Source organism: Emticicia agri (assembly GCF_004168285.1).
Classification (GTDB): domain Bacteria; phylum Bacteroidota; class Bacteroidia; order Cytophagales; family Spirosomataceae; genus Emticicia; species Emticicia agri.
This window is the reverse complement of sequence record NZ_SEWF01000047.1, coordinates 13,901-38,704: the sequence shown is the minus strand read 5'-3', so window position 1 is coordinate 38,704 and position 24,804 is coordinate 13,901. Positions and strand designations below refer to the sequence as shown.

At 38.0% G+C, this 24,804-nt stretch carries 14 protein-coding genes; 5 read left to right on the top strand and 9 right to left on the bottom strand.

The window, feature by feature from the left end; translation table 11 throughout:
- The first annotated feature begins 1,524 nt into the window (after positions 1-1,524).
- From EWM59_RS22580 to EWM59_RS22570, 3 genes are read left to right on the top strand one after another with little or no spacing between them, the layout of a single operon-like run.
- Entirely contained in the window at positions 1,525-1,965 is a 441-nt protein-coding gene (locus tag EWM59_RS22580) for a response regulator (RefSeq protein WP_130023522.1), read from the top strand.
- A gap of 34 nt (positions 1,966-1,999) precedes the next feature.
- Positions 2,000-2,581 carry a biliverdin-producing heme oxygenase gene (locus EWM59_RS22575; RefSeq protein ID WP_130023521.1) on the top strand — a complete coding sequence of 194 codons (582 nt, stop codon included), beginning with the start codon at positions 2,000-2,002 and terminating at the stop codon, positions 2,579-2,581.
- Positions 2,582-2,584: 3 nt separating this feature from the next.
- Entirely contained in the window at positions 2,585-4,843 is a 2,259-nt protein-coding gene (locus tag EWM59_RS22570; protein WP_130023520.1) for an ATP-binding protein, read from the top strand.
- A 14-nt stretch (positions 4,844-4,857) separates the two neighbouring features.
- Here the strand turns inward: EWM59_RS22570 and EWM59_RS22565 are convergent, their stop codons facing one another.
- The 3 genes from EWM59_RS22565 to EWM59_RS22555 all read right to left on the bottom strand — a co-directional run bounded on the left by EWM59_RS22565 (position 4,858) and on the right by EWM59_RS22555 (position 9,082).
- Positions 4,858-5,631, bottom strand: coding sequence for a hypothetical protein (locus EWM59_RS22565; RefSeq protein WP_130023519.1), 774 nt, complete (start codon positions 5,629-5,631; stop codon positions 4,858-4,860).
- 90 nt (positions 5,632-5,721) lie between these two features.
- Positions 5,722-8,184 carry a TonB-dependent receptor gene (locus EWM59_RS22560; protein WP_130023518.1) on the bottom strand — a complete coding sequence of 821 codons (2,463 nt, stop codon included), beginning with the start codon at positions 8,182-8,184 and terminating at the stop codon, positions 5,722-5,724.
- A 43-nt stretch (positions 8,185-8,227) separates the two neighbouring features.
- The gene (locus EWM59_RS22555) at positions 8,228-9,082 is read right to left on the bottom strand and encodes an SMP-30/gluconolactonase/LRE family protein (protein WP_130023517.1); all 855 of its coding nucleotides are present in this window, start codon (positions 9,080-9,082) and stop codon (positions 8,228-8,230) included.
- Between the two features lie 386 nt (positions 9,083-9,468).
- Here EWM59_RS22555 and EWM59_RS22550 point away from each other — a divergent pair, with 386 nt between their 5' ends.
- Both EWM59_RS22550 and EWM59_RS22545 read left to right on the top strand, forming a co-directional pair.
- Complete coding sequence (locus tag EWM59_RS22550; RefSeq protein WP_130023516.1) at positions 9,469-10,068, top strand: hypothetical protein; 600 nt, start codon at positions 9,469-9,471, stop codon at positions 10,066-10,068.
- Positions 10,069-10,180: 112 nt separating this feature from the next.
- Positions 10,181-10,885, top strand: coding sequence for a hypothetical protein (locus EWM59_RS22545; protein WP_130023515.1), 705 nt, complete (start codon positions 10,181-10,183; stop codon positions 10,883-10,885).
- Positions 10,886-10,888: 3 nt separating this feature from the next.
- Here EWM59_RS22545 and EWM59_RS22540 read toward each other — a convergent pair whose 3' ends face one another.
- The 6 genes from EWM59_RS22540 to EWM59_RS22515 all read right to left on the bottom strand — a co-directional run bounded on the left by EWM59_RS22540 (position 10,889) and on the right by EWM59_RS22515 (position 24,742).
- Positions 10,889-12,550: a L,D-transpeptidase family protein gene (locus EWM59_RS22540; RefSeq protein ID WP_130023514.1), complete on the bottom strand. Its 1,662-nt coding sequence runs from the start codon at positions 12,548-12,550 to the stop codon at positions 10,889-10,891.
- Entirely contained in the window at positions 12,537-13,235 is a 699-nt protein-coding gene (locus EWM59_RS22535; RefSeq protein ID WP_130023513.1) for a murein L,D-transpeptidase catalytic domain family protein, read from the bottom strand. Before EWM59_RS22535 ends, EWM59_RS22540 begins: the two co-directional genes overlap by 14 nt.
- A 348-nt stretch (positions 13,236-13,583) precedes the next feature.
- Positions 13,584-19,157: a GEVED domain-containing protein gene (locus EWM59_RS22530; RefSeq protein WP_130023512.1), complete on the bottom strand. Its 5,574-nt coding sequence runs from the start codon at positions 19,155-19,157 to the stop codon at positions 13,584-13,586.
- A gap of 239 nt (positions 19,158-19,396) precedes the next feature.
- The gene (locus tag EWM59_RS22525) at positions 19,397-20,041 is read right to left on the bottom strand and encodes a hypothetical protein (protein WP_130023511.1); all 645 of its coding nucleotides are present in this window, start codon (positions 20,039-20,041) and stop codon (positions 19,397-19,399) included.
- Between the two features lie 82 nt (positions 20,042-20,123).
- The gene (locus tag EWM59_RS22520) at positions 20,124-21,566 is read right to left on the bottom strand and encodes a RagB/SusD family nutrient uptake outer membrane protein (RefSeq protein ID WP_130023510.1); all 1,443 of its coding nucleotides are present in this window, start codon (positions 21,564-21,566) and stop codon (positions 20,124-20,126) included.
- 20 nt (positions 21,567-21,586) lie between these two features.
- The gene (locus EWM59_RS22515; protein ID WP_130023509.1) at positions 21,587-24,742 is read right to left on the bottom strand and encodes a SusC/RagA family TonB-linked outer membrane protein; all 3,156 of its coding nucleotides are present in this window, start codon (positions 24,740-24,742) and stop codon (positions 21,587-21,589) included.
- Between the last annotated feature and the right edge of the window lie 62 nt (positions 24,743-24,804).

Sequence of the window (24,804 nt, the reverse complement as noted above, 5' to 3'; positions counted from 1 at the left end):
TTTCTGATAATACACCTTTATGTTCATAAACTTTAAAGTACACAGGTAGGGCTACACCTTTTACTTGTGCCGCCAATACTAAAACGTGTAATTCAAAAGAACCGATTTTCCATTCTGTTGCATCCAAAAAAAATTATCTGCTTTCTTAATAAGGCTGTTGATAACCCATAGTAATAAGTCTATAAAAAGCCTCGTTGAACTATATCTATTGAAAAACCGAATTAAACGTTGATAATAACTACCTGATTTTAAACCTTTTTTGTCCATTATCTTTGCCATATCGTCTTTCATCTTGTAAAGATTAGTCGTTTTACTAGTCAGTAAACCTGTCAATACCATCATTACATTTTCTATCATGCTTTTATGATATTTACCTTTGATTGTGCTAAGTTTGTCTGTGAGAGTCATTGGGTGTGAGTTTTGTTTGCTTCGTCGCTACAAAATTCGCCTTTTTGGCTCTCTTTTCAACAAACTATTTTAAAATGGTGTAGTAGTATAATCTACATATTAAAGGATTGTATGCGCTTGTAAAGATTTTCTAAAAACTGACATAACCAGAAAGGATAAATCTGAAGTAAGAATTGAGATTGATGTGTTTTATCTGATTCAGGTGCTGAACGGGTACATAAAACTATTTGGCTTTATTACAGAAGATGAAGAAAAGCATTTGAAGAGAGGTTTAGCACTTTATCTATAAAAAAATGTGATGAAATGCACAATTACCAGAGAGAGTTTAATAAATAACTCAATTGTCGTAAGAACTGCGTTCCATCACATTTATGTATAATTCCGGATGCTTACTGTTTGAATTTTAACCATTACTGGTTTTTCTGTTTGGCATTGTCGGAATCTGGAAGATTAGAACTATTGTTCTTCACTTCCGGTATATTGGATTTTTTAAATCCATATTTCTTTCGACCGTGGCACGGTTAAAGTCGTCAGAGTGTAACCGTGCCGCGGTTAATATATCATCTTTTATTTTCTAATATTCTCACTTACCTCTATTCATACTCACATCATAATAACTAAAAACTTTGTGCCAGCCTTGCTATAAACATTATAGATAGCAGAGGAAAGATTGTATTGAGTGCGTTTTTCCTCAGAGTGATGAATATTTTACATTTTATTACCTCTATTATTTAGTCTTTAATAGTGTACGCATAGAATTCTTAAATATAGCTATTATCTCAATTCAAAATAAAGACTTAGCTCATGCCTTTTAGGTTATTTAAGATATCTTTCTGAGCAGAATAAAGGAAACTTTGCTCTTCTTTTTTTGCCATAGCTTTGTTGCTAATGATAAAAATTATTTTACCCAGTTTAAAAGGTCATTTTACACTCATATTTGATTGAAATTTCCTTGTTTTTATATTAAATCATCTAAAAAATTATGTTTTTTAAGCGTTTTTATTGAACTTTGATTTTATAATACTAATAGAGGCATAGTTATTAATTAGTATTGTAAAATACTATATCCACCATAAAAAGAGTTATACATAGAATATCCTTCCCTTAACTGATTTCATGAAAACTAAGAATTATAATATTTTCTACACAGATGATGATTTAGACGATAAGGAAATCTTCAAAGAAATCATCAATGAAATTCATCCCGATTCTTCTATTGAGTTTCAAAGTGATGGTTCAGAGCTATTGAATCGTCTGAAAGAAATAAATTACAAACCCGATATTTTATTTCTCGACCTGAATATGCCCTTTACAGATGGTTTTCAGGTTTTATCGGAATTGAGGCAAAATTCCGAAATTAAAGATTTGCCTGTGGTAATTCTCTCTACTTCTAACGATACTGATGCTATCGCTAAAGCAAAAGAATCAGGGGCTACTTTATATGTATGTAAACCTAACTCTTATTCAAAATTTAAAGGTATTCTTGCCGAATTATTAAGTTTTAACTGGAAAATTGACCCGGAAGTACTGCAATTCAAAGATTTTGTCTATGCTTAAAGCAAAATCTTTCATTACCAATAGTAAATAATGTATGAATCCAATAGCTAATATTCTTACCCAACTCCGTACCCAAACCAGCACACTTCACTCTGCCTTAGAACAAACATCCTTGTCGGTAGCACTCCTGAATGAACACGTTGCTCAGGAAAACTATGTGGCTTATCTGCAAAAAATGAGAGAAATAGTGGCTTTTTACGAAGCCGAAGTATTTCCGGCTTTGAATGATGCACTACCTGATTTGCAAAAAAGAGAAAAACTGCCATTAATAGATGAAGATTTAAGCTACCTGTCGTCTGATATTTCAGGCTTGCCCATTTTTTCAGCTTCAGGAGAGCAGAATTCTTCGGTGGGTTATGCTTTGGGTTGTATGTATGTAATGGAAGGGTCAACTTTAGGAGGTAAAGTTATTTTAAAACACATTTCTAAAACTTTAGGGATTAATCCTGAGCAGGGAGGTTCTTATTTTGACGGATATGGCGACCAAACCGGGCAGTATTGGAAAACTTTTTTGCATATATTGCAGGAATATTCAGCAACTCATGACTGTGATGATGAAATTATAACAGGAGCAAAAGATACTTTTATATCTATAAAAAATTATTTTGAGCAGTAGCTAATGAAATTGAAGGATATAGTAAACAGAGAAATTGTTAATCTGACAAATTGTGAGCAAGAGCCTATTCATGTGCCGGGCAGTATTCAGCCACATGGGTTTTTAATTGCCATTGACGCAGATTTTGTAATCAGATATACCAGTGCCAATGTCAACGATTTTTCTGTACTAACAGTAGAAGAAGTATTACAAAAGCCCATTGAGGTTTTGATAGGAACCGACCAGTTGGCTGAATTCAGATATTATATCAATCATCTGCAGGATAGAGTTACTACTCCGCTTATTGTGAATATAGAAAATACTCAATTTCAGTGCGTTATTCATAGAAGCATTGATTTACTGATTTGTGAATTTGAACCGGTTTCTGAGTATATTCCACGGGTATCTACTGTTTACGACCAGGCTATCAATTTTGCCAAATACATGGGTCAGGCCATGACTTTACAGCAATTAAGCCATAGTGTTGCTACCGAAATAAGGGCATTGACAGGCTATGACCGGGTGATGGTTTATCGTTTTGATAAAGATTATAACGGAGAAATATTTGCCGAAAGTAAAGTAGATGAACATGAGCCATTTCTTGGATTGCACTATCCACATACCGATATTCCGCTACAGGCAAGACAATTGTATATCAAGAACCTGCTGAGGCTGATAGTTGATATTAATTATACACCTGTTCCGATTTTTACGAAAGAAAATGCCACTAACGAAAGCCTGGATTTAAGTCATTCAACCCTGAGAAGTGTTTCGCCGATTCATGTTGAATATCTTAAAAATATGGGTGTGGGTGCTACTCTCACTATTTCGTTGATACATGAGGGTAAACTATGGGGACTCATTGCCTGCCACCATTATTCTTATAAATACATCGACCATTACACCCGCATTGCGGCACAGCTACAAGGGCATTTTCTTACTTCACAGATTCAGGTAAGAGAAATGGCAGAGGAATATACCGTAGCGGCTAATATCAACAAATCGTTAGAAACTTTACTCAATCTGAGTTTTGCGCCTGAAAGAGCATCGTTACAAGATTTAGTGAAACAAACGCAGATATTGGAAATTGCCAATGCAGGTGGAGTAGCTGTGGTGCTGAACGATATTGTGTATAAAGCAGGTAAGACCCCTGATGATAAGAGCATTTTAAAGATAACAGCCTGGGCGAAGAAAAAGGCTTCTAAAGGATTTTATAGTACTTCAAGCCTACCTGAACATTTACCCGAAGCGCAAGAATGGTGTGCAACCGCCTCAGGTATTCTCTACTATCAGTTAGGCGTAGTGCACGACGAAACCATTGTCTGGTTCAGGCCTGAAAGTCTGGAAGAAATTAACTGGAGTGGCGACCCCGAAAAAGCTATTGTAAAAGATGCCAATGGGCTATCACCCAGAAAATCGTTTGAGAAATATCAGCAGATTGTCAAATGCCGCTCGCACGAGTGGACAAAAACAGAGCAGACGGCTGCTTCTACTTTCTCGTATTCGTTGCAGAAATTTATTACGCTGATATTGCTGACCGAAGAAGAAGCCAGACAAAGAGAATTGACCAAGCAATTGAAAGAATCGAATCTTGAACTCGAAAATATCAGTTGGATAAGCACACATGACCTGAAAGAACCACTAAGAAAAATCCAGTTGTTTTCTTCAAGACTATTAGATTTGGATAAAAATATATCGCCTGATGTGAGTAATACATTGAAGAAAATGAATGCTTCGGCTAATAGAATGCAAAGGCTTATTTCTGATATTACTAATTATTCAAAAATCAGACATTCGGAGAAATCATTTGAAGCAATTAATCTACAGGAACTGATTGAAAAAGTAAAACAAGGACTGCATGAGGAAATAGAAGAAAAGAATGCTACTATCACTACTCAAAATCTGACTTCGGTAACGGGTATTCCGGTAATTGTGCATCAGCTTTTCAGTAACCTGATTGGGAATGCTTTAAAGTTTAACAAGGAAGGAGTTCCGGCAATGATTAACATCAGTCAATCAAAAGAACCTGGCCTTTCGCCGGAACCGGACGATGCCCGACTCTATACCAGAATTACAATAGCCGATAATGGTATTGGCTTTGAAAATGAGTTTAACGATAGAATATTCAAGATATTTACTCGTCTTCATACAGCAGATAAATATGAAGGAACAGGTATTGGCCTTGCCTTATGTAAAAAAATCATGCAATTGCATAATGGCTACATCTTTGCCGAAGGTGTGAAGAATGAAGGCGCTACGTTTAGTTTGTATTTTCCGGTGTGATACAGTTTGGAGATTTATTGAGAGTACAATGAATCTTGAATGCAAATACGTGAATCAGAATCTATTTTATTGATTTTCTCTTTTAATTCAAGAAAAATAGGGAATGATTTCGCCAAGAGGTTATAATTGTTGAAACCGCTATAATGCCCAATAACATCTAAAACGCTTTTATTTTTTTGATAAAATTCATTTATATCTTCCTTTTGCTGAAGACATTCTATTCTTTGCTGCATAAAATTATATCTTAACAAAGACTTTGATAAATGATTAGTTGTTTCTTGCGCTAAATACTGTTTTGCATCATTACCATTATTAAATAATACTGCTAAAGCGCACAAATAGGATACGAAATTATAACATTCTGGTTGAGATAGAATATAGCCTTTAGGAATGAATTTATACTTTTTAAGAGGGTCTAAGAAATTCCATAGCTCTTGTAAAAAAACTTCTATAATAGAAGTTTTTTGCAAAAGAAAAAAATCATAAAATCCATGATTTTGTACTTCTGAGTATACGAGAGATCGCATAAATCCTTTATCATATATTTGCCAAAAAATATTAAGTGTCCAACGATAAAGAAAATTTAACTCTTGATATTTAAGTAAATTGGGGTTATTATTAATTCCATATAATAATTCCGCATAATCAATACCAATAGACTTTAATTGATTGTCAGCTTCAACTTTCTTAAATAAATCTTCTAAATAAATATCCTCACTAATTAACTGGCTTAGATTAGTCTGAATATTCCTGTTATTTACCTCTATAAAGTTTAAATACCTATTCATTCTTTAGAAAATCTACTAATTCTTACAAAAGAGCCACAATTATACTAACGTTTATATAATTGTGGCTCAAATACTATTCTATAATCCCTATCAAAAATCCCCCTCAGCAGGCTCTCTGGTTTTCTTTTTAGCCTGGTGCAGACGGTAGTTAAATGTTAAATTTACTTGTCTTAATCTGCCCTGGCCACGGCTTTCGGTATAGAAGTTTACGCCTTCGGTGATAGAGCGGTAAATTCTTGAGTTAAAAACGTCGCTTACATTAAGGGTAAGGGTCGCATTGTTTTTAAGAATATCTTTGCTTACAGCCAGATCCATTACCGCTATGGCTTTTCTGCGACCTTGTGGGGTTTGTTGCGGTGCTTCGTAATTACCTCTTATCTGGAAGTCGGTATTTTTCCAGAATGTGAAGCGTGAAGTCAGACGTGTAAACCAGCTATAGGTATCGCTTTTCAGACTGGCATCAAAGTTAGCACCATTTGTAATGGCACGGAAGAAGTTAAAGCTACCATCCATTTTCCACCATTTGTAAGGAGAGAGTGAGGTAGTAAACTCATAACCAAACGAATTTTCAGTAGCTAAATTTTCCGGACGGGTAAAAGAACTACCGGTTGCATCTACGGTTCTGATGCGAACAATTTTCCCATCGGTAAATCTGTAATATAGCGAAGAACTGATAGAACCTGTCTCAAAGTACTTGATATGTCCTATTTCATACACATCAGTAAATTCAGGATTCAAATCAGGATTCCCACTCCAAAAGTTACGGCTATCGCTGAAGGTAGAAAACGGGCTCAAATCATTATAAGTTGGGCGACGGATGCGTCGGCTATAACTGATTTGCATCGAATTCTGTTTTGGAAACTCGTAAGTAAGGTGCACACTCGGAAACAGGTTATTGTATTTCCGTGGATTTACCTCATTAGTTTTTTTCAGAGTAGTAGTTACATGAGTCCATTCGGCACGAACACCTATCTGATAAGAAAACTTATTGACCTTATTGCCTACAATACCATAAGCAGCGTTGATATTTTCTTCATACAGGAAATCGTTGGTAAAACCTGCAATCGGAAACCACGTGCCATCTGTTCCACGTTGAGTCAGCGAGAAATCATTGGTCATGTCTCTCGAACTACTTCTGGCACCTAATTCAAACTTACCATCTTTGGCAAAAGGTTGGGTATAATCTAACTGAAACAATAATTGTTTTTCGGTTTCATAGTTGAGTGAGCGTTGTAAAATAGCCGGAATATCAGATGCACTGCCATCAGGTTTGAAAGTAGCCTGATTGTAATACTGGTCAGAGTCTTCCCAGTTATCTAAGTAGCGTACATCAGCCGATAATTCATGCCCTTTTCTGTCAAACTTACGTTTATAAGAAATGGCATATTCTGAATTAGGCTCCGTTTCTGTTTCATCTTGTGTACGATTAGTATAACCTGTCGAATTATTGAGGTTATTCAGATAATCTCGGTACCTGATGTCAGAAAAACGCTTGCCTTTGCTGATTCTCCATAAGTACGAACCCGTTAATACATTGTTTTCGTTAAAGAAATAATCAATTCCTGCTCTGGCACTATTATTCTGGCCTTTTAAACTACTGGTAGAATTTTGTTGGGTAATCAGCGTAGAGTCGCCATGATAAAACTCCTGATACTGGGAGTTTCTACCGGGCGTATTCCGATAAGAAGCCGTATAATTAACAAAGAAATTCAGATTTTTACGGCGGTAATTCACATTAGCCGCCAGACCAAGGTTAGTCGGGATACCCGTAATGACATCAAATGAACCATTAAATCCCTCTTTGCGCTCTTTTTTCAGAATAATGTTAATGATACCACTCATACCCTCCGCCTCATACCGTGCCGATGGATTGGTGATAATTTCGATTCTTTCGATACTGCTTCCCTGCAATTGTTGCAAACCACTACCACCTTTAATACTCACCAGTCCCGATGGTTTCCCATCTACTAAAATCCTGACGTTGTTGCTTCCTCTCAAACTCACGTTACCATCAATATCTACCGATACCGAAGGTACATTGGTAAGAATATCAACGGCTGTGCCACCAGCATTGGCTAAGTCTTTACCCACGTTAAACACACGTTTATCAAGGGTCATTTCCATAGAACTTTTTTCGGCTCGTACCTCGACTTCATCCAGGGTCTGGCTCGAAGTGGCAATCTTCAGTGTACCTAAATCGTGCGGAGAATTATCGGGTGTTAAAGAAAATACAGGAGTCTTGGTAGCCTTGTAGCCAATAAATTCCAACAAGGCATAGTAAGTTCCGGCAGGAGCATCAATCAAGAAATCTCCGGTATCGTTGGTGATATTTCCTGTAACAAACGAGCTATCAGGTAATTTAAACAACCGGACGCTGGCATAAGATAGCGCTGCGCTCGACTGTGCATCTACAATTTTTCCTTTCAATTTTAATTTTCCTGCATTCTGCGCAAAAGAAACCTGTATACATACGATACTCAAACACAAACAAACAATAAATGATAGTGCTTTTCCGGTTAACAATAAAGAGGTGTTTTTTGTAAAAATGTTCATTTCGGATTTTAAAATAGGATATAAGGCTGAAGAGGTTGGTGGATTAGTTGACTTTATAGGCCACTACTTTGTTTTTCAGGAAAGTAGGTACAAAAAGCATTTTTTTGTTAGCAACATAGGCAAAATCTGCTGTATTCATTGGTTTGTCAATCGTATCTAACAATAAGCTTGGTTTCCCTTCCGGTGTTACATGCCATATTCTGCCTCTCCATTCACTTACAAAATAGCCTTTCTTGCCATCAGATTCAATGCCGTCAATACCGCTTTTTTCTGTTCCCATGCCTTCAGCAAATTTGCTCAGGTCTTTGGTTTTAGTATCGTATGAATATAGAATACCTTCGCCGTTTCCGATCAATAATTTGCCATTGTCATAAAACAGTCCGTTAGGGTTTTTAAGCAGCCCACCTTCAAGAATCTTTTCTAATTGACCATCTTTTAGTTTCCATACGCTATTGGCACGCATATCAGTTACATAAAGGGTTTTATTCTTTTCGTCAATAGTAATATCATTCAGCATTTTAGCATCCGGCACGGTATAGTTGTTCACTACTTTTCCGGTGGCTAAGTCAATTTCATTGATGGCAAAAAAACTGGCTGTATATAATTTATTACCAATAATGCCCATACCCTTAATGGCATTCAAGCCAGGGGTCATGATTCTTTGCTGAATTTTGCCATCTAAACCCACTTTGGCAACAAAGCTTTCCTTATTTTCAGGTACTGATTTGCCATTGATGCAAGACACGTATAAGACATTATTTTTGGCATCATACAAGACAGATTCAGGTGTGGTAAGTGTCGTATCGCTTTCCCAGGCTTGTGTCAGCGTAGGAGTTTGAGCTGTAACCGAAAAACTCAGCACACAGCAAAGGTATAGAGCGCTTAATAAAATTTTCATAAATTAATGGAGGTTGAATTGACGTTTAAGAATTGGCTTTTAAATATAAAAAGAGACAGAATATTACGAATTATTTCATTCTCCGACAAATAATCTATTTATAAAGTAGACTTCCTATTCTTTTAAATCGACCAATGTATCAAGCAATCCGAAAAGTCAGGGTTATGAATAAAGTAGGTTTTAAAAAGATTATTTACTTAATTGGGCATTATTGATTACAATCAGAAATTCTTACCGTGGACTCTTTTATTTTTTTCTATACTCCTTGTTCCGTTCTGCCTGTTCCTTTCTCCACAATTTGAGTATCTTCTTTCACATCATTTAGTCATCATACTGTATGGCATAGAGTTTTTAGTTTAATTACTACAAATTAAAGACACAACTATATGAAAGATCAAGATAACAGCTTCTATAGTCAGAGTGACAACGAAGCAATTGAGCCAAATACTTCACAACCGGAAAAAACCTGGGACGGACCTATGTCGGAACCGGAACGTACAGCAGAGAAAGAACAAGAAACCATTAATGAGCGTGTAGCCGACAAAGATGACAGAGGCGAAGGGTCGGATAATCCACCATTAAGAAATGAGCTTGACCCGCCAACTGCGCCGGATATTATTCCAGACCAATCGCCGGATGAAATCAATTATCCAGGAAAACAGGGGTATCCACGCGTAGAGCAACCTAAGTTTTATGGTTCCTCTATCAGTTCAGGCATGGATACAGGTGGTACTGATTCGTCGATAGGTAATGAAGACCCAAGGGGAGAACATGGAGAAGAAGCACAGGAAATTCAACAGAAAGAAGAGGAAAAGCGGCAGGAAAAAATAAAAGAAAAAGAAGCTGATTTGAGAGAAGCGGTTGAAGGACGTGATGAAAGTATCCAGAAGTCTGAAGAAGGAAACATAACAGATAACAGAGGATACAATGAAATTCGTGAAAACTCTCCTGTTAATAACGACAGAGACAAAGAATTTCTGAATTAGAGAGAAGTGTGAATTTTGATAGATAGGAACAGTAAAGCCTTGAACCCACAAGTTCAAGGCTTTACTGTTTTTATATCTGCTAATATGTATATTTGAGCAACCAAAACGATACATGAAAAAACATCTATTTATTATTTCGAGCTTACTACTCGCCAGTTGTAGTGTGATAAGACCCACGCCCAAAACAGCGTTGGTTGACGGATTATACCTGCAAAAGAAAAATGGCGTAACCAAAAAGGTATATGTCGATGTAGAAGACGATGTTTTGCGTACTCACACTATCAGATTAATCAACCAAAGACTCGTAATTGACAGTTTAAGTATCAGTGACTTTTATCCTGAACATATTAAAGAGAAAAGTAGAGAAAAAAGTTTTTTCTCTAAGCAAAGTTTTGACATTGACTTTTTAACAATTCCTCTGAAATACCGTTTTGCCCGTCTGGATGTGCCTGCACAACTTAATACTAATTTAAATGGAGCCGTTTATCTGGGTTACAGAATAGATAAATACGTGGTGGGTTATAAACCTGATTTCCTCAATCTCTCTTTTCGAAATATAACGCACTATGGTTTTTCTTTTGGGGTATTTAATGGTTTGGGCAATACTGCCATGACGCCAACCAATACGTTCAACAGGATAAATCAGGAATATGATGGAGTGGTCTGGAATAAAGGTCTGGCAGGGATTCTGGCCATTAATAATTTTACTGTGGGTCTGTCTTTAGGTATAGATAACCTGCTTGATAAAAATAAAAAGGTTTGGATTTATGAATCCAAACCTTGGGTGGGTATAGCTTTTGGTCTTAATCTGAATTAATACTTACTCCCCGAATATCTCTGCCGCAAGCTTGGCATCAAGCCCATATAAATCATTTCTGAAATTGATTTGCCCGGTATTATCAACCCAGCTTGTAAAATACACAATATAAACAGGTATCGCAGGAGTTACTTTAATGCCTGTTTCTTTGTCGGTTTCTAATACTTCATTTACCTTTTCTATCTTCCATTCGGTATTATTTCTCAGCAGGTAAAGCGCTAATTTTTTAGGGTCTGATAAACGGATACAACCATGACTGAATGCTCTTTTTGAATCACCGAAATGCCCTTTGGATGGGGTATCGTGCAGATAAATATTATAACTGTTAGGAAACAGAAACTTCATTTTACCTAAAGAGTTTTTGTTGCCGGGCTTTTGTCTGATAATGTAAGGCACATTCTTGGTATAGTTACTCCAGTCAACACTTGACGGGTTAATAACTTTATTGCCCGATAATACCTCCATATTATTTCGGGTCAGGTACCCGGTACCCCGTTTCAACTGTGGCAGTATTTCATTGCGTATGATACTTTGTGGAATGTTCCAGTATGGATTCAGCACAATGGTAGAAAGGTTACCCTTAAAAATAGTGGTCTGCGAAGCTGTTTTACCTACTACTACATTCATTGTCCAGACCTGTTTGCCATTTTCAAAAACGTGTAACATATATTCAGGAATATTAATCAGCAGGTGGTCTTTTTCTAACTCTTCAGGTACCCATCTTAATCGTTCCATATTCAGCATAATCTGCTGAATACGGAATTGAACAGGCTGATTTATTTCTTTCAGGGTGGCTACATCAAGATTGCCTGACTCCTTTAAACCCATGCGATGCTGAAAACGAACAACTGCATTTTTCAGCGAATCAGTAAAAGTCATACTTGTATCTTTCAAACGAAAATCGCCTATCATAAACAAGATTTGTTTAGCTGCTAATATGCTTGAATCTCTATCGCCTGTTATGAGTTGTTTTTTAGCCGTAATTACTTTCGGCCAGCCGCCTTTCCGCTCAATATTCCGGTAAATTCTTAGTTTTTCTTTCAGACGGATATAATAGAGATTGACGGGTTCTCTTACCTTTTCACCCTTGTTTAATGAAACCAGTGAGTCGAGCAGGAGTTGATAGTTCTTCTTTTTACGCGGAATAAACCACTCTAAATCGAGTGGGTTTTTGGCAATACCTCCATAAGCCTTTATGGCATAGTTAAAGAAAGTAGTAGTAAGCAGAAGCTCTAATCTTTGCACTTCTGCTTTGCGGTCTAAGAAATCTTTTTCATCACTCTCAGCACTGGCAAGCAGATTGTCTAATTCAACATTCTGAAAACTGCTGTCAGCAAAATCATAGGTATAGCCTTTTAGTTGGCTATAAAAGTTCTGAGCAGCATTGTTCAGCCCGTTTTTATTAAACCAGGCCGACTGATAGGAACGACGGGCATAAAACTCTTTTACCTCTTCTCTGATAGTATCTTCTGCAGAAACAGTTTTGAAAAAGTTATTAACAATAGTACTATCCAGCAGAATATCAGTAAAGTTCTTTGATGAGTAAATACTCGAATCGGGCAATACACTTCTGCGATTTTTCTTGCCCTTTTTACAACTGGTTACACTGACAACAACAGTTAAAATAATACAAACAATAACAGCAACCTTTTTACCTTTTAGCATAAGCTATGTGTGAATTTTCTCTATGGATATATAATAAACTGCCATTGGCAATAACAGGCACAACTTGCGGTATCAGTTCGTTTGGTAAAGCAGGGCAGCCAAAGCTACGACCTAATCGGCCATGTTGTTTTACAAAACTGGTGCTTACATAGTCTGCTCCATGAATAATAACTTCACGACGACGAGCATTATCATTAATACCTTTCTGCAAACCTGCTAACAACAAAGCCATGCCATGTTTGGGGCTTTGAATGATTTGTCCGACTGTATAGAATCCTAAACTACTTTTGTGAGATTCCATTTCGTTAGAAAAGTTATTAGCCATATTATCGCCTGAATTTCTGCCATGTGCTACTAAGGACGAAAACAATAGTTTTTTCTGTAATATGTCTATCACAAAAAAACGTTCCTGAGTAGAGGGCAAATTGAAATCAACAATGGTAACAATTGACTTTGCAGGACGATATTTTTCATAACCTGCCATTGATTGCTCAAAGGCCTTGTAATCCACTATACCATTCAGTTGGCAATCATTGTACAGCATTTCTACAGCACTCATAGTAGTAACTGTATTTTTGCGGCTGATGTTTTCGGAATTACTATTTTTTGAAGTAATTGTGTTTGCTGAGGGTAATGCAAAACTAAGGGCGATCAGAAAATAAATCTGCTGAAAGAAGTTGGACATAGCTTAATAGTTAGTGCATGTTTAAGCCTAATTTTTTTGACCATACAGGCCGCAGCGTAGCGGGTTTATAGGTTAAAATCTTAATTTTTAAGCATGCGTTTAAGTTAATAATTTATCAACACCGTTTCTTTAACGCCATTTTCTGCCCAATCATTTTATAAAAAATGATTTATTTGCCTTGGCTTCTTTACTATTTATGACAAATTAGCGGAACCTGACCAGCCTGACGACTCCTATAGAACCGGATACAAAAGAACAAACCAAGCTCCTAAACAGTTCCGCAAAGGCAAGTGTCAAGAGGTGTCTTAAAAAAATGGCAGGTAGTATTTACTATCTGCCATCGTGTTCTTATTTGACTATTTTCCTGAAAAACTGTTTCTTACTGGTAGAAATTCGGGTATAATAGATACCCGCAGGATAGAAACTCAAATCAATGGGGGTTTGGGTAGATTCAAATGTTCTTGTAAGAATTACTCTACCTAAAATATCTGTAACCGTATAATAGGCTGCCTGTTTCAGCAGTGCTTCATCGATATAGAGTCTGGTTTCCTGCTGAAATGGAATCGGATAAATTTTTACCAGATTTTCAATGTCTTCCAACTTATGCACCACAAAAGCGGCTTGCCCCGTAAAACTACCCTCACCACATATATTTCTGACAGAGGTAATGGTAAGTGTCTCTGATTTTTGTGGAATAAAACTAATCGGGAAATTACTGCTTGTTACATCTTTCAACTCTGTGCCGTTTGAGAGTCTGATTGTCCAGGGTGAATCTCCCGAAAGTGTTAACAGAAAACTGGCTGAATCTCCCTCCATGACAGAAGTTTTACCGCTGATGTTACCAACAGGATAAGTTCTGACCGTAAACCTTGAATCTGACAAAGACCCGATGATAGACGGGCTGGTTCCGTTTACCCGCACAGTATAGGTGCCTCCTGATAAATTAAGAGGAATAACCGCAAATAAACTATCGTTTTTCATAGTGGTTTCAAGTACTCTCCAACTGTTATTTGAAACATCAAATAAGTCAACCTTAAATACATTATCAGCCTGAAACTCACCATTACTGATTATATAAGGTACAAATATGCGGTTTCCGGCACAAACTGAATTAATGCTTAAAGGCTGTGTAGTTATCACAGGCAAAGGCATTATATTTAAAGTAACAATACCCGAAGTTTTTCCTTGTCCGCAACTGTTGCTTACACGTTTAATGGTGTATTTATCAATACCAACTGTAGCTTTTAAGTCAATAAAATAAGGATTCTGCGTGATGTTTTCATAATGTCTGCCATCAGACAACTCAATAGTATAAGGTGCATCGCCAGTAAAATCAACTCTCAGCCGTATAGTAGCTTTCTCATAAACCGATTTTACCTCACTACTGATAGTAGCCGTACTTACAGGTCTGAGCCTGAATGTATTGGTAATATCGCTTTCAAGGTAAGGACTGGTGGATATTAGTTTAATTTTATAATCGTCGCCGGGGGGTACGGTAGTTGGTATAGAGAAATACAGGGTCGAGTCATTGATAAGTTTTGTTTCCATATCCTTGAATCTGGCACCGCTATTATCAGATAAAACTACCTTGAAATGGTTTCTTTCTCTGAAAGTACCGTTTGACTGGAAACCTAAAACCATATTTCCGCCAATACATATCTCATTCGGTTGCTGAACTCTTAGTCCGGTGGCTCTTGGTTTTAATACTTTTACAGTAGCCGAGCCACTTGTTTCGCCAATACATGGATAAGCATATAAACGATTAATAGTATATACTTGTGTAGAAGCCGGAGATACTTTTAAGGACTGAACCGGAATACCTGTAACGATACTGGTTCCGTCTGATAGGGTAATATCCCAGGGTTCTCTACCGGTTAACGATAACTGAATGGTAGCCTGCTCGCCGGGGAGTATTTCACTATAGCCCGATATATTTGCGGCAGGTTTAGCCATAATAGCAAATGGCATAGAAAGCGGACTCTCTGAGTAAGGTGCTGATGAAATAACCTTTACTTTATAGCCATACCCATCAATATTAGGAGGAATATCGAGATACAATTCATTGGTTTTGGCATAACCAACAACCGCTACAAACTTATCATCAGGGCTAATCAGGTGGCAGGTAAAATAGTTGTCTTTATCAAATATGCCTTTGGTTTCAAAAGAAATACGTGATGAGTAGTTATAATCTTTGCAACGATAAATAGCCTGTGTAAACATCCAGCCTGAAAATTGAGTTTTTATTTTAGAAATATAAACAGCCGATGGGTCAGGCTCTAATACTTCTAAGCGGGCACTTCCCTGTACTTTGCCATCTCCACAAGCTGTATTAATCACCCTGTTCATTTTAAAATCATAGATTCCGGGGGTAGGAGTCAAGTAAGAGGCTTCTCCGGGATAATCAATGATTAGTTTGTTTTGCGAGGCATTAAACATTCCTCCACCGCCATTGTTTACTCCATTACCTACCGAATAACTCCAGTCTGCACCACCCTCTAATAAAATATTGAGCGGCATGGCTTGTCCGAAATAAGCTCTCTGATTTCCGCTAAGGGTAGCAGTTGGAGTATCGTTAATACGAAAGGCTTTGGTGAAAATACCCTCATAATAGGGAGCAGAAGCAACTAATTTTAGCTTATAATTTGCCCCGACAGGAATATCTGTTGGAAATTTAATCTTTATCGGGCTTGTTTTGCCTTCACCTATATAACCTAAAAAATTGCCGAAACCATTGTATAAAGCTACTCTGAAAGTGTTATCATGGGCAAAAGTACCTGTTACTTCGAAAGGAAACTCATATTCTTTTACTTTACATAAGGCTCTTTCATCAAATTTTATTTCGGCAGAGTAATTGGGGGCATCGTCAGTAATATTAATGGTATAATCTTCTGTTTCTCCGCCATAAATAGAGGCACAGGCATTATTTAATACAGATTCAGGGTCTTCTCTGTAGGTTCTTACTCTCATACGGGTAAGCCCTCTTTTGGCATTTTCAGGAACCGTGAATTTGGCCCATGAATACTCCAAGGCATTTTCAACAAAGGTTTCATTTCTGTCAAATCGGCCATTCTGGTCATAATCAATCCATGCCACTATATAATAGTAGTTATCTGACCAGAAATTGGTTTCACTGCCTCCATCGCTTGAGATTATATCATAATTATAAGAGCCTCCGGGTTTCAGGTTAGCTACCATAGCTGTATTATCTGTATAGTTGCGTACCCCCATTTTTATATCAAAACTATTGAGCAACATGCGGCCATCCATATCTGTCAGGCGTACGCGTGTAATTCTACCATAAGGCAACTGCTGATTGGCACTAACAAACGGAACACAATAGTTTTCAACTTTTTCTCTCACATTACTTACAGCCTGTCCGTAGCTTTGTCCTGTACCGCAGGCATTTGATATAGTTTCCAGTGTATAGGTAGTGCTATTGCCAAGTGTAACAGGTATCAGCGTGGGGTTCTGTGTTGTGCTAATAGTAGAAATACCCTCTTCTGATTTTAATGCGACATTCCACGGGCCTCCTCCTGTCAATTTTACGGTTAAGTTAGCTTTAGTGCCTTTATTACCTACCAGTGAACCTTCAAGAAAGGCTGATGGCTTTTGTCTGATTTCAAATTCATTAGATTCACTACCAATATATGCCCCACTTTTACTCACCACTCTTACTCTGTAATTACTCCCTTCGGGTATATCAGCCGGAATAACAGCCGTTAATGGATTCTTACTGCTGTTGCCAATGGTCGTAAAGTTTTTACCTGTTTTGTCAGAAAGCTGAATCATGTATTCGTTTTCCATCACAACGCCGTCCTGCACTTCATACGGTATTTTTATTTCACTGCCAGCACAGACAAAAGGGAAGTTAAGTGTTGAGGTTCTAAGCCCGTAATTAACTTTTACGGCTGCATTGCCTTGTACTGTACCGTTGCCACAAGCCTCATTACTTACAGATTTTAAAGAAAAAACTTTATCTTCGGTAGGAGAGACCTGCCATTGGAAAAAGTTTTCAGCACTGATAAGTGAATCTCCCTGAGAAGTAACTAATGTGAAAGGTTTTTTACCTAAGAGGTGTATCTGTAGCTGTGCTTTTTGGCCGTTATAAATAGTGGTATCGCCACTTAGTACAGCTATAGCTTTTGCTTGCACAGACAAATCCTGAGAGATAGACTCAATAGCCGGATTGCTTGAAACTACCTTGATTCTGTAATTATCTCCAACAGGCATTCCTTCCGGTACTTTTAATTCTAATACACCACCTGTGGTTGTATTGTGCGCAATTTCCTTGAAATTATTCCCGTCTTTATCTGAAAGGAAAAGTTTGAATGTGTTAAACTGATTAAAAATACCATCTGCCTTTATACTGAGCATCATAGGCTTTCCTTCGCAGAGATAAGTGCCTGATATATTGCCGATTGAGAAATTACGGGCTACAGGTTTTGGTATCACATTCAGTTCAATCTGCCCTTTGCCCACACCGTCACCGCACTCGTTCCAGACACGGGTAAAACTGATGGTTGTGCTTTTCTGCTGCCTGAAATACAGCTTAGGGTTAGGGTCCACACCAAATTCACGAAAATCATTATTATTCAGCCTCATCTGCACAATACCTCCACTGAGTTTGATAGGCACGGCTATTTCTTCGTTTTCAAATATATTGTAATTGCCGCTTATCTCGGCTGTGGGTATTTTATTGCCATAAATAGCAAAAGAAGAAAAACTACTGCTAATGGCAGGACTGGTAGAAGTTACCTGTATATAGCAATAAGCCAGATCGACCGGAAAATCTTTTGGTATTTTACAAGTGATTTCATTGCCTTTGCCACTGCCTATCTCTGCCGAAAAATTTCGCCTTGAAGAAATCAGCGTGGCCTTGAATTCGTTGTCAGATTTAAAGTTTCCGGTAGCATTAAAAGTAATCACAAAAGGTTTTTCAACGCATATACGTACCCACCCTTCCTGCGTTTTTCTTACGCCATCCAGGTAAATATCTTTTGTTACTATCTGGTTTGAATTGACCCCTTCGCAATCTATGCTATAAGCATTGGCTCTATTGTTATCCTGAATAAGTCTTACCAGCAATCCGGTTTTAATCATCCCTATCTGACCCGGCGTAAAAAAATTACCGCATCCCCGGTAGTAAGACATCAGGTTGCCTATCTGTGGGCTGTATCGGTCGCCGTTTACATCTACATAGTTACTGCTGAACTCACAGTTTTTTATGTCAGAAATTACACTGCCATAAGGGTCGGCAGGGGTATCGCACAGCAGGTCACCTCTATAGGCACAGTTTGCTTTTTCGCCACGTGAAACTACTTCTGAGTAGCCCTCCCAGCCTGCGTCCTGAAAAGTATGTAATAACCCGAAATAATGACCCATTTCGTGAGGCAAGATTTTAGTTATCAAATCAGTGCGATTTTTATAAGCACAGAAAATGCGGTTAGTTTTTTTATCCGAGTTCGGAAAGTAAGCGTACCCGCCAAGACCGGGATCGGTAAACTCTTTAACCAGGTATAAATTAATGGCATTGTCTACATCATGTACTTTACAGAAAGCACTTTCTGATCGTGTATCGAATTTATAAAAAGTGCCATCGTTGATATAATCTATTCCTCCACAGAGGTAAAACTGAATTTTAGCATCAATAAAGTGCATATTAAGGCTATCCATCAACTCCTTTATATCGTTGTCAAACAACTCCATGCTTCCATCTGATTTACTTAAAAGGTGAATTTTAAGCGCTACATTCGTAACAGTTTCTTCCCCCTTACGGGCTCTCATAGTTTCTTGTAGCTGAAATTGTTGAAGGAAAATACCTTTCTGACTCTGAGTGGGGGCTTTGGTTGTACACCAGGGGTCTTGGGCTAAACTATTAAAAACAGGAAGTAATAATACCAGCAGGTAAAACAGTTTTTTCATTAAATTATCAAGTAGGTTCGGGTGTTTAGATTAGTCACTTTACTGCAATAGGAGAGGTACTTTTAAGGCAAATATCGTATCACAGAAAAACAGGGGCAAATTACTAAATCTTTAAAAGAATAAAGGGATTTTTCAAATTATTCTTTTTACGTGCAAGTACCTGAAGGGTATTATGTATAAGTATAAAAAGCCTGTTTCCGGTTGAAGAAACAGGCTTTTTATAGCCAGTAGCTTTCAGGCTACAAACCATTATAATACATAATAACCCTTACTAAATCACTTTCAGTTTTAGGGCTGAGTTTCCCCTTTTTCATGTATTGTTCTATATCATTGGCTTTGTCTGCCATTAACTCCAGAACTGATTTTTTATCAGTTTTAATTTTTGCGAGTTGCGTCAATTCTCCTACGTAATAGGTATTATTATTCAGTATATTTCTCTGTACAGTGGCCGAACCATACGGTTTTTCGTCAATCAAAGTCTTATGATTCTTTTTCCATAGTGTAATTTTCCCGGTTACCAGTTTTTCATAGTAAATCCCATCTACTCCTCTCATAAACTCATGCTCGTTGGCATCTTTGCCAATGGTAAAAGCGGCTATCGGTTGGCTGAAGGCTTTCATGCTACCATCGGCATCCTGAAAAATTACCTGATTAATCACCTGGTCAAATTTCAGGTCAAGGTTTTCAAATTTTTTGCCTGATGCTAAAGTAACACTTCCTTTTTCCCAGTTTTCGAGCAAATACGGTGTTCCTTTTACATTCATATAGGCTTGCCCTGTTAAAGGCGTGCCTCCTAACACATCGGCAGATACAGCCATCTGTGCAAAAGATGAGTTCCATGCCAGACAACTGATAATTAATAGCTTTTCAAATCGTTTCATCATGTATAAAATTAAGTTTTAAAAAGAATGGGTTGCTGAGAGAATCTCAGACAACCCATTGCAAAAATAATAAAGAACAGAATTTTTAGTTTCCGATACCAGGGTTTGTTTGAGTCTCTGCTAAAGGAATACCGAAAATATATCTTGCCTCAGATGGTTGAATCATAGCACCTGCGCCAAAAGAGTTGATAGGTTCGCCTCTTCTTAAGATATCATTTGTACGGAAACCTTCTGCAAATAACTCAATACGTCTTTCTGTTAAGATAGCAGTAATTAATCCGGCTTTATCAAGTGTTCCGAAATCATAACCTGCATCCGAACGATTGTGTACTGCTTGTAATAAAGCTAATGCACGGGTTTGGTTACCTGCTTCAGCTTCAGCCTCAGCTAAGTTTAATAATACCTCGGCATAACGGATATTCGGAACGAAATCGATATAAGGTGATACACCACTGAATTTAGTGCTTGATGGGAACGCAGCTACGCTGGTAGTTGGCACTGTCAATTTAGCTTTACGGTCATCAGAAGCTCTGAATTGCGGATTTGAATAAATACCTGTAGGACCTGTATTGATAAAGTATTCTACGTTACCCGCATTGAAATAATAACCTAACTGGTTTTGTGTACCAGGAGCATTGGTTTCAGCCATCGGGAACGAAAGAATAGACTCAACAGAAGTATAGGGAGTTCTGAAAACAGATACCACATCTGCTTGTAATTCATGAGCTACACGGTTTGGTGATTTAAAAGGAGCAGCCGCAGAAACAATTTTGTTAGCTTCTGTAATAACACCTGCATAATCTTTTTTCGCTAACAATACACGGGTTTTTAAAGCAATAGCCGTGTTTTTGTGTGCTCTCGTTGTACGCAATAAAGGCGTGCTGTAATTATCAGGCAATTGACTTTCAGCTTCGTTAAGGTCTTTCAATACCTGATCATAGATTTGTGCTACGGTGCTTCTTGCCAGATTATTGTTAGCTGAAGAAGTTTCTCCTTTTAATCTTAGCGGTAAACCCGGAGATGCACCATTGTCTAAAGCATAAGGTTTTGCAAAGAACTGAACCAAAGAGAAATAAGTAAGCGCTCTCAGGAATTTAGCTTCTCCGGCATAGTTAGCGGCTAATGCAGCACTAACCGAGTTTGGATTAGCTGCTAAACCTTCTAAAAACAAGTTAGCTCTGTTGATAGTCAGATAACCTTGTGTCCAGAAGTTAGCTATATAAGTATCAGATGGGTCCTGATTACCTTGGTAGGTAGAATAACCTGTTACAGAGTTGGTAGTACGGTTTACAAACTCTTCGGCACGAATATCATTGTAAATTAAATAACGACCACCGAAAAGAGCACCATTTTTAGCAGAACCATACAAACCGATTACCTGCGACTCAACACGAGCAGGAGTTGAGAATACCGTAGCATCTGACAAGCTTAGTTCAGGAACAGCGGTCAGGAAGTCTTCATTGCAGGAAGACAAGCTAATGGTCATAGCCAGTGATAAAATCCCTATTTTTTTATTTAATATTTTCATAAAATCAATGTCATTTAGAATTAGAAACTTAGGTTAAGACCAGCCGTGAATTGTCTTCCTTGTGGAATGCTATTACGCTCAATACCAGAAGCAAGGTTAGAATCTCCGTTGGTTGAGATTTCAGGGTCAACACCTGTATATTTGGTAAGCAAGAAGGCGTTGTTCACCTGAACATAAATTCTTAATGAAGTAATACCTGTTTTGCCAAATGTACTTGGGATACGGTAACCCAAAGTAGCTGTTTGTAAACGTAAGAAATCTCCTTTTTCAAGGTTTTCAGAGATAAGGAATGATGAACCGTTTGATACGTTATCACCATAGACTGCTCTTGGAACGTCAGTAATATCACCTGTATTTTTCCATGAGTTCAATACATCTACAGAATTGTTCCACACACGTTGGTCTCTTAAACCGGCTTTGCTACCGTTATAAATGTAGTTACCACCAGAGAATGTGAAGTTCACCGCTAAATCAAATCCTTTGTATTTGAAGTTGTTGTTGAAACCACCATACCAGGTTGGGATAGTACCACCCAATATTTGTTGTTGAGCAGATGGCGAAGTTGTTGGTGTTCCGTCAAGGAAAGTCCAGGCATTAGGACCACCTAAGTGTAGGTATTGTACTTCTTTGCCATCACGTGTAACAAAAATACGACGACCATTAGCAGGGTTAACACCACGTGTTATTACACCATACACCTGTGCCGCAGAGTAACCAACTTTAGTAATACTTGTTGCTTCTAAGCCAGAAGTATTAGTAAGGATTGGCGTATTGTCATCAACAAGGGCAGTAACCATATTTTTGTTGGTAGAGAAATTCAGGTTAGTTGACCATGTGAAACCACCTTTATTAACTGGTACTGCAGTGATTGCAAACTCCCAGCCTCTGTTGTACATTGAACCAACGTTGGCAAGAATAGAGTTACCAGGAATACCTTTTGATGGTGCCTGTGGTACATCAAGAATCATGTTATTGATGTTTTTGTTATACCAGTTAGCCTCAAAAGTAACACGGTCGTTAAGGAAGCTAAGGTCTAAACCAATGTTAGTCTGCTCACTTGTTTCCCATTTCAAATCTTTATTACCTGCCTGGTTGAACGATAAAGTAGCAGCAGAACCATGAAGACCAGAACTAAAAGTAGAGAACGAACCATAAGCGTTGTTAAGGTTACCATTACCAACTTTACCCCAGCTTGCTTTCAAACGTAATGAGGAGATTTTGTTACCAAGACCCATGCTCTTGAAGAATTCTTCTTCAGATACAGTCCAACCTGCAGATACCCCACCGAAATCACCCCAACGGTTTTCAGCAGAAAGCGCAGAGTTACCATCACGACGATAGTTACCGCTGATGAAGTATTTATTGGCAAAGTTATAACTCACGCTACCTAAGTAAGCTTCATAAGCCACTTGAGAAATGTTGTTTCCGGCAGCAAGGTTAGTACCGAAGTTACCTTGGAAATCAGTAAAGAAGAAGTCAGCAAGACCCTGACGTTGCGCACCCCATGAAGTTGTTCTTCTTTTTTGTACATCAGAACCAGCCACCAATGAAATATTATGTTTTTCACCGAATGTTTTCATATACTGCAAAGTATTAATCCAGTTCCAGTTATCTGCACGGTTGGTTTGGTTATAAGCATCACCTAATGCTGACCAGCCATCACCATTATATGGGTTCCAGAAACGGATGTTTTCTGTATTTCTGAAATCCCAAGAGTAAGTAGTCTTGAAAGTAAGACCTTCATATAGTTTTACTTCTGCAGCTAAGTTAGAAATGATACGATTAGTTTCAGAGGTGTTTTTATCCAAGTCTCTCAAAGCAGCCGCATTAGGGAACTGTGCTGGTAACAAGTTGTTTTTACGACCTACTGTATTGTTTTCAAGGTTGTAAGTACCATCTTCGTTATAAGGAGGCAAGTTAGGTACTTGCGCTACAGCAATACGACCTAAACCTGAAGTAGCAAATGCACCACCAGTATAAGAACCACTGTTAGGTGATTTGTTCATGCTATTAGTAAAGTTGATATTAGCAGATAATTTCAACCATTTGGTAGCCTGATGGTCTAAGTTAAGACGGCCAGAGCGACGTTGGAAACTATTCGCTTCAAGGAAACCATTCTGGTCAGAGAAACCTGCCGAGAAATAATAGCTGGTTTTTTCTGTACCACCTTGTACGGTCAGGTTATGGTTTTGCGAGAAACCTGTACGATATACTTCTTTGTACCAATCTGTATCAATTAAATTACCATTTGCATCGTAATTAGGTAAGAATGATTTGTTTTGATCGTTACGTTGAGAAGGTGCAATCGCATTCGGATTAATAGACAAGGCGTTAGCAATAGCCATGTTTTTATGATCCATGTATTGTTGTGCATTTAATACGTCCGGTAAACGAACTGCATTGCTTACACCAGCCCAGCTATCAATAGAAACTTTTGCACTACCTGATTTACCGCGTTTGGTAGTAATTAATAATACCCCGGCAGCTGCACGAGAACCATAAATAGCCGCAGAAGCAGCATCTTTCAATACGTCGATTGACTCGATGTCGGCAGGGTTAATATCACCTAATGGGTTATTCGTACTGGCGTTACCTGATACGTCACCTGTAGTAATAGGTATACCATCAATTACTACTAACGGAAACGAGCTCAATGAAAGTGAGCTAAGACCACGCACACGGATAACGGGAGGGTTATTTAACAGACCGTTCGGTTGTGTGATGTTCACACCGGCAGCCTGACCCGTTAAACCTTGTGCGAAACTTTGTACAGGACGTTCAGCAATCTGCGTAGCTTTTACGGTTGAGGCCGCACCTGTAAATTCGGTTCTTTTTTGGGTACCGTAACCTACAACCACAACTTCACTTAATTGTTTGTTGTCAGCTACTAACTGAACATCAACGATTGTACGAGTGCCTACTGGTACTTCTTGTGATATTGTACCAATGAAACTGAAAATCAGAGTAGCATTACCTGAAACATTAACTTTGTAAATACCGGAAGCATCTGTTTGTGTTCCTTGTTTTGTTCCTTTTACCGTTACACTTACACCTGGGAGTGGTGAGCCATCTTCTGAAGCCGTTACCTTACCAGAAACCGTCCTTTCTTGTGCAGTTGCCTGCCACGCAGTAAAGAGAATCCCCAGCATGAAGAGAAGTAGAGATTGTTTTCTCATGTTTTGTAGGTTTGTTTAGTTTGTTTATTAAATTAAAGACACAAAAAAATTTAGGACTGTAA

Bases quoted from the DNA above. Each gene is read 5' to 3' on its own strand.
- EWM59_RS22560 (WP_130023518.1), bottom strand. From the start codon at position 8,184: ATGAACATTTTTACAAAAAACACCTCTTTATTGTTAACCGGAAAAGCA.
- EWM59_RS22525 (WP_130023511.1), bottom strand. From the start codon at position 20,041: ATGATGAAACGATTTGAAAAGCTATTAATTATCAGTTGTCTGGCATGG.
- EWM59_RS22555 (WP_130023517.1), bottom strand. From the start codon at position 9,082: ATGAAAATTTTATTAAGCGCTCTATACCTTTGCTGTGTGCTGAGTTTT.
- EWM59_RS22540 (WP_130023514.1), bottom strand. From the start codon at position 12,550: ATGCTAAAAGGTAAAAAGGTTGCTGTTATTGTTTGTATTATTTTAACT.
- EWM59_RS22535 (WP_130023513.1), bottom strand. From the start codon at position 13,235: ATGTCCAACTTCTTTCAGCAGATTTATTTTCTGATCGCCCTTAGTTTT.
- EWM59_RS22550 (WP_130023516.1), top strand. From the start codon at position 9,469: ATGAAAGATCAAGATAACAGCTTCTATAGTCAGAGTGACAACGAAGCA.
- EWM59_RS22530 (WP_130023512.1), bottom strand. From the start codon at position 19,157: ATGAAAAAACTGTTTTACCTGCTGGTATTATTACTTCCTGTTTTTAAT.
- EWM59_RS22570 (WP_130023520.1), top strand. From the start codon at position 2,585: ATGAAATTGAAGGATATAGTAAACAGAGAAATTGTTAATCTGACAAAT.
- EWM59_RS22515 (WP_130023509.1), bottom strand. From the start codon at position 24,742: ATGAGAAAACAATCTCTACTTCTCTTCATGCTGGGGATTCTCTTTACT.
- EWM59_RS22580 (WP_130023522.1), top strand. From the start codon at position 1,525: ATGAAAACTAAGAATTATAATATTTTCTACACAGATGATGATTTAGAC.
- EWM59_RS22520 (WP_130023510.1), bottom strand. From the start codon at position 21,566: ATGAAAATATTAAATAAAAAAATAGGGATTTTATCACTGGCTATGACC.
- EWM59_RS22575 (WP_130023521.1), top strand. From the start codon at position 2,000: ATGAATCCAATAGCTAATATTCTTACCCAACTCCGTACCCAAACCAGC.
- EWM59_RS22565 (WP_130023519.1), bottom strand. From the start codon at position 5,631: ATGAATAGGTATTTAAACTTTATAGAGGTAAATAACAGGAATATTCAG.
- EWM59_RS22545 (WP_130023515.1), top strand. From the start codon at position 10,181: ATGAAAAAACATCTATTTATTATTTCGAGCTTACTACTCGCCAGTTGT.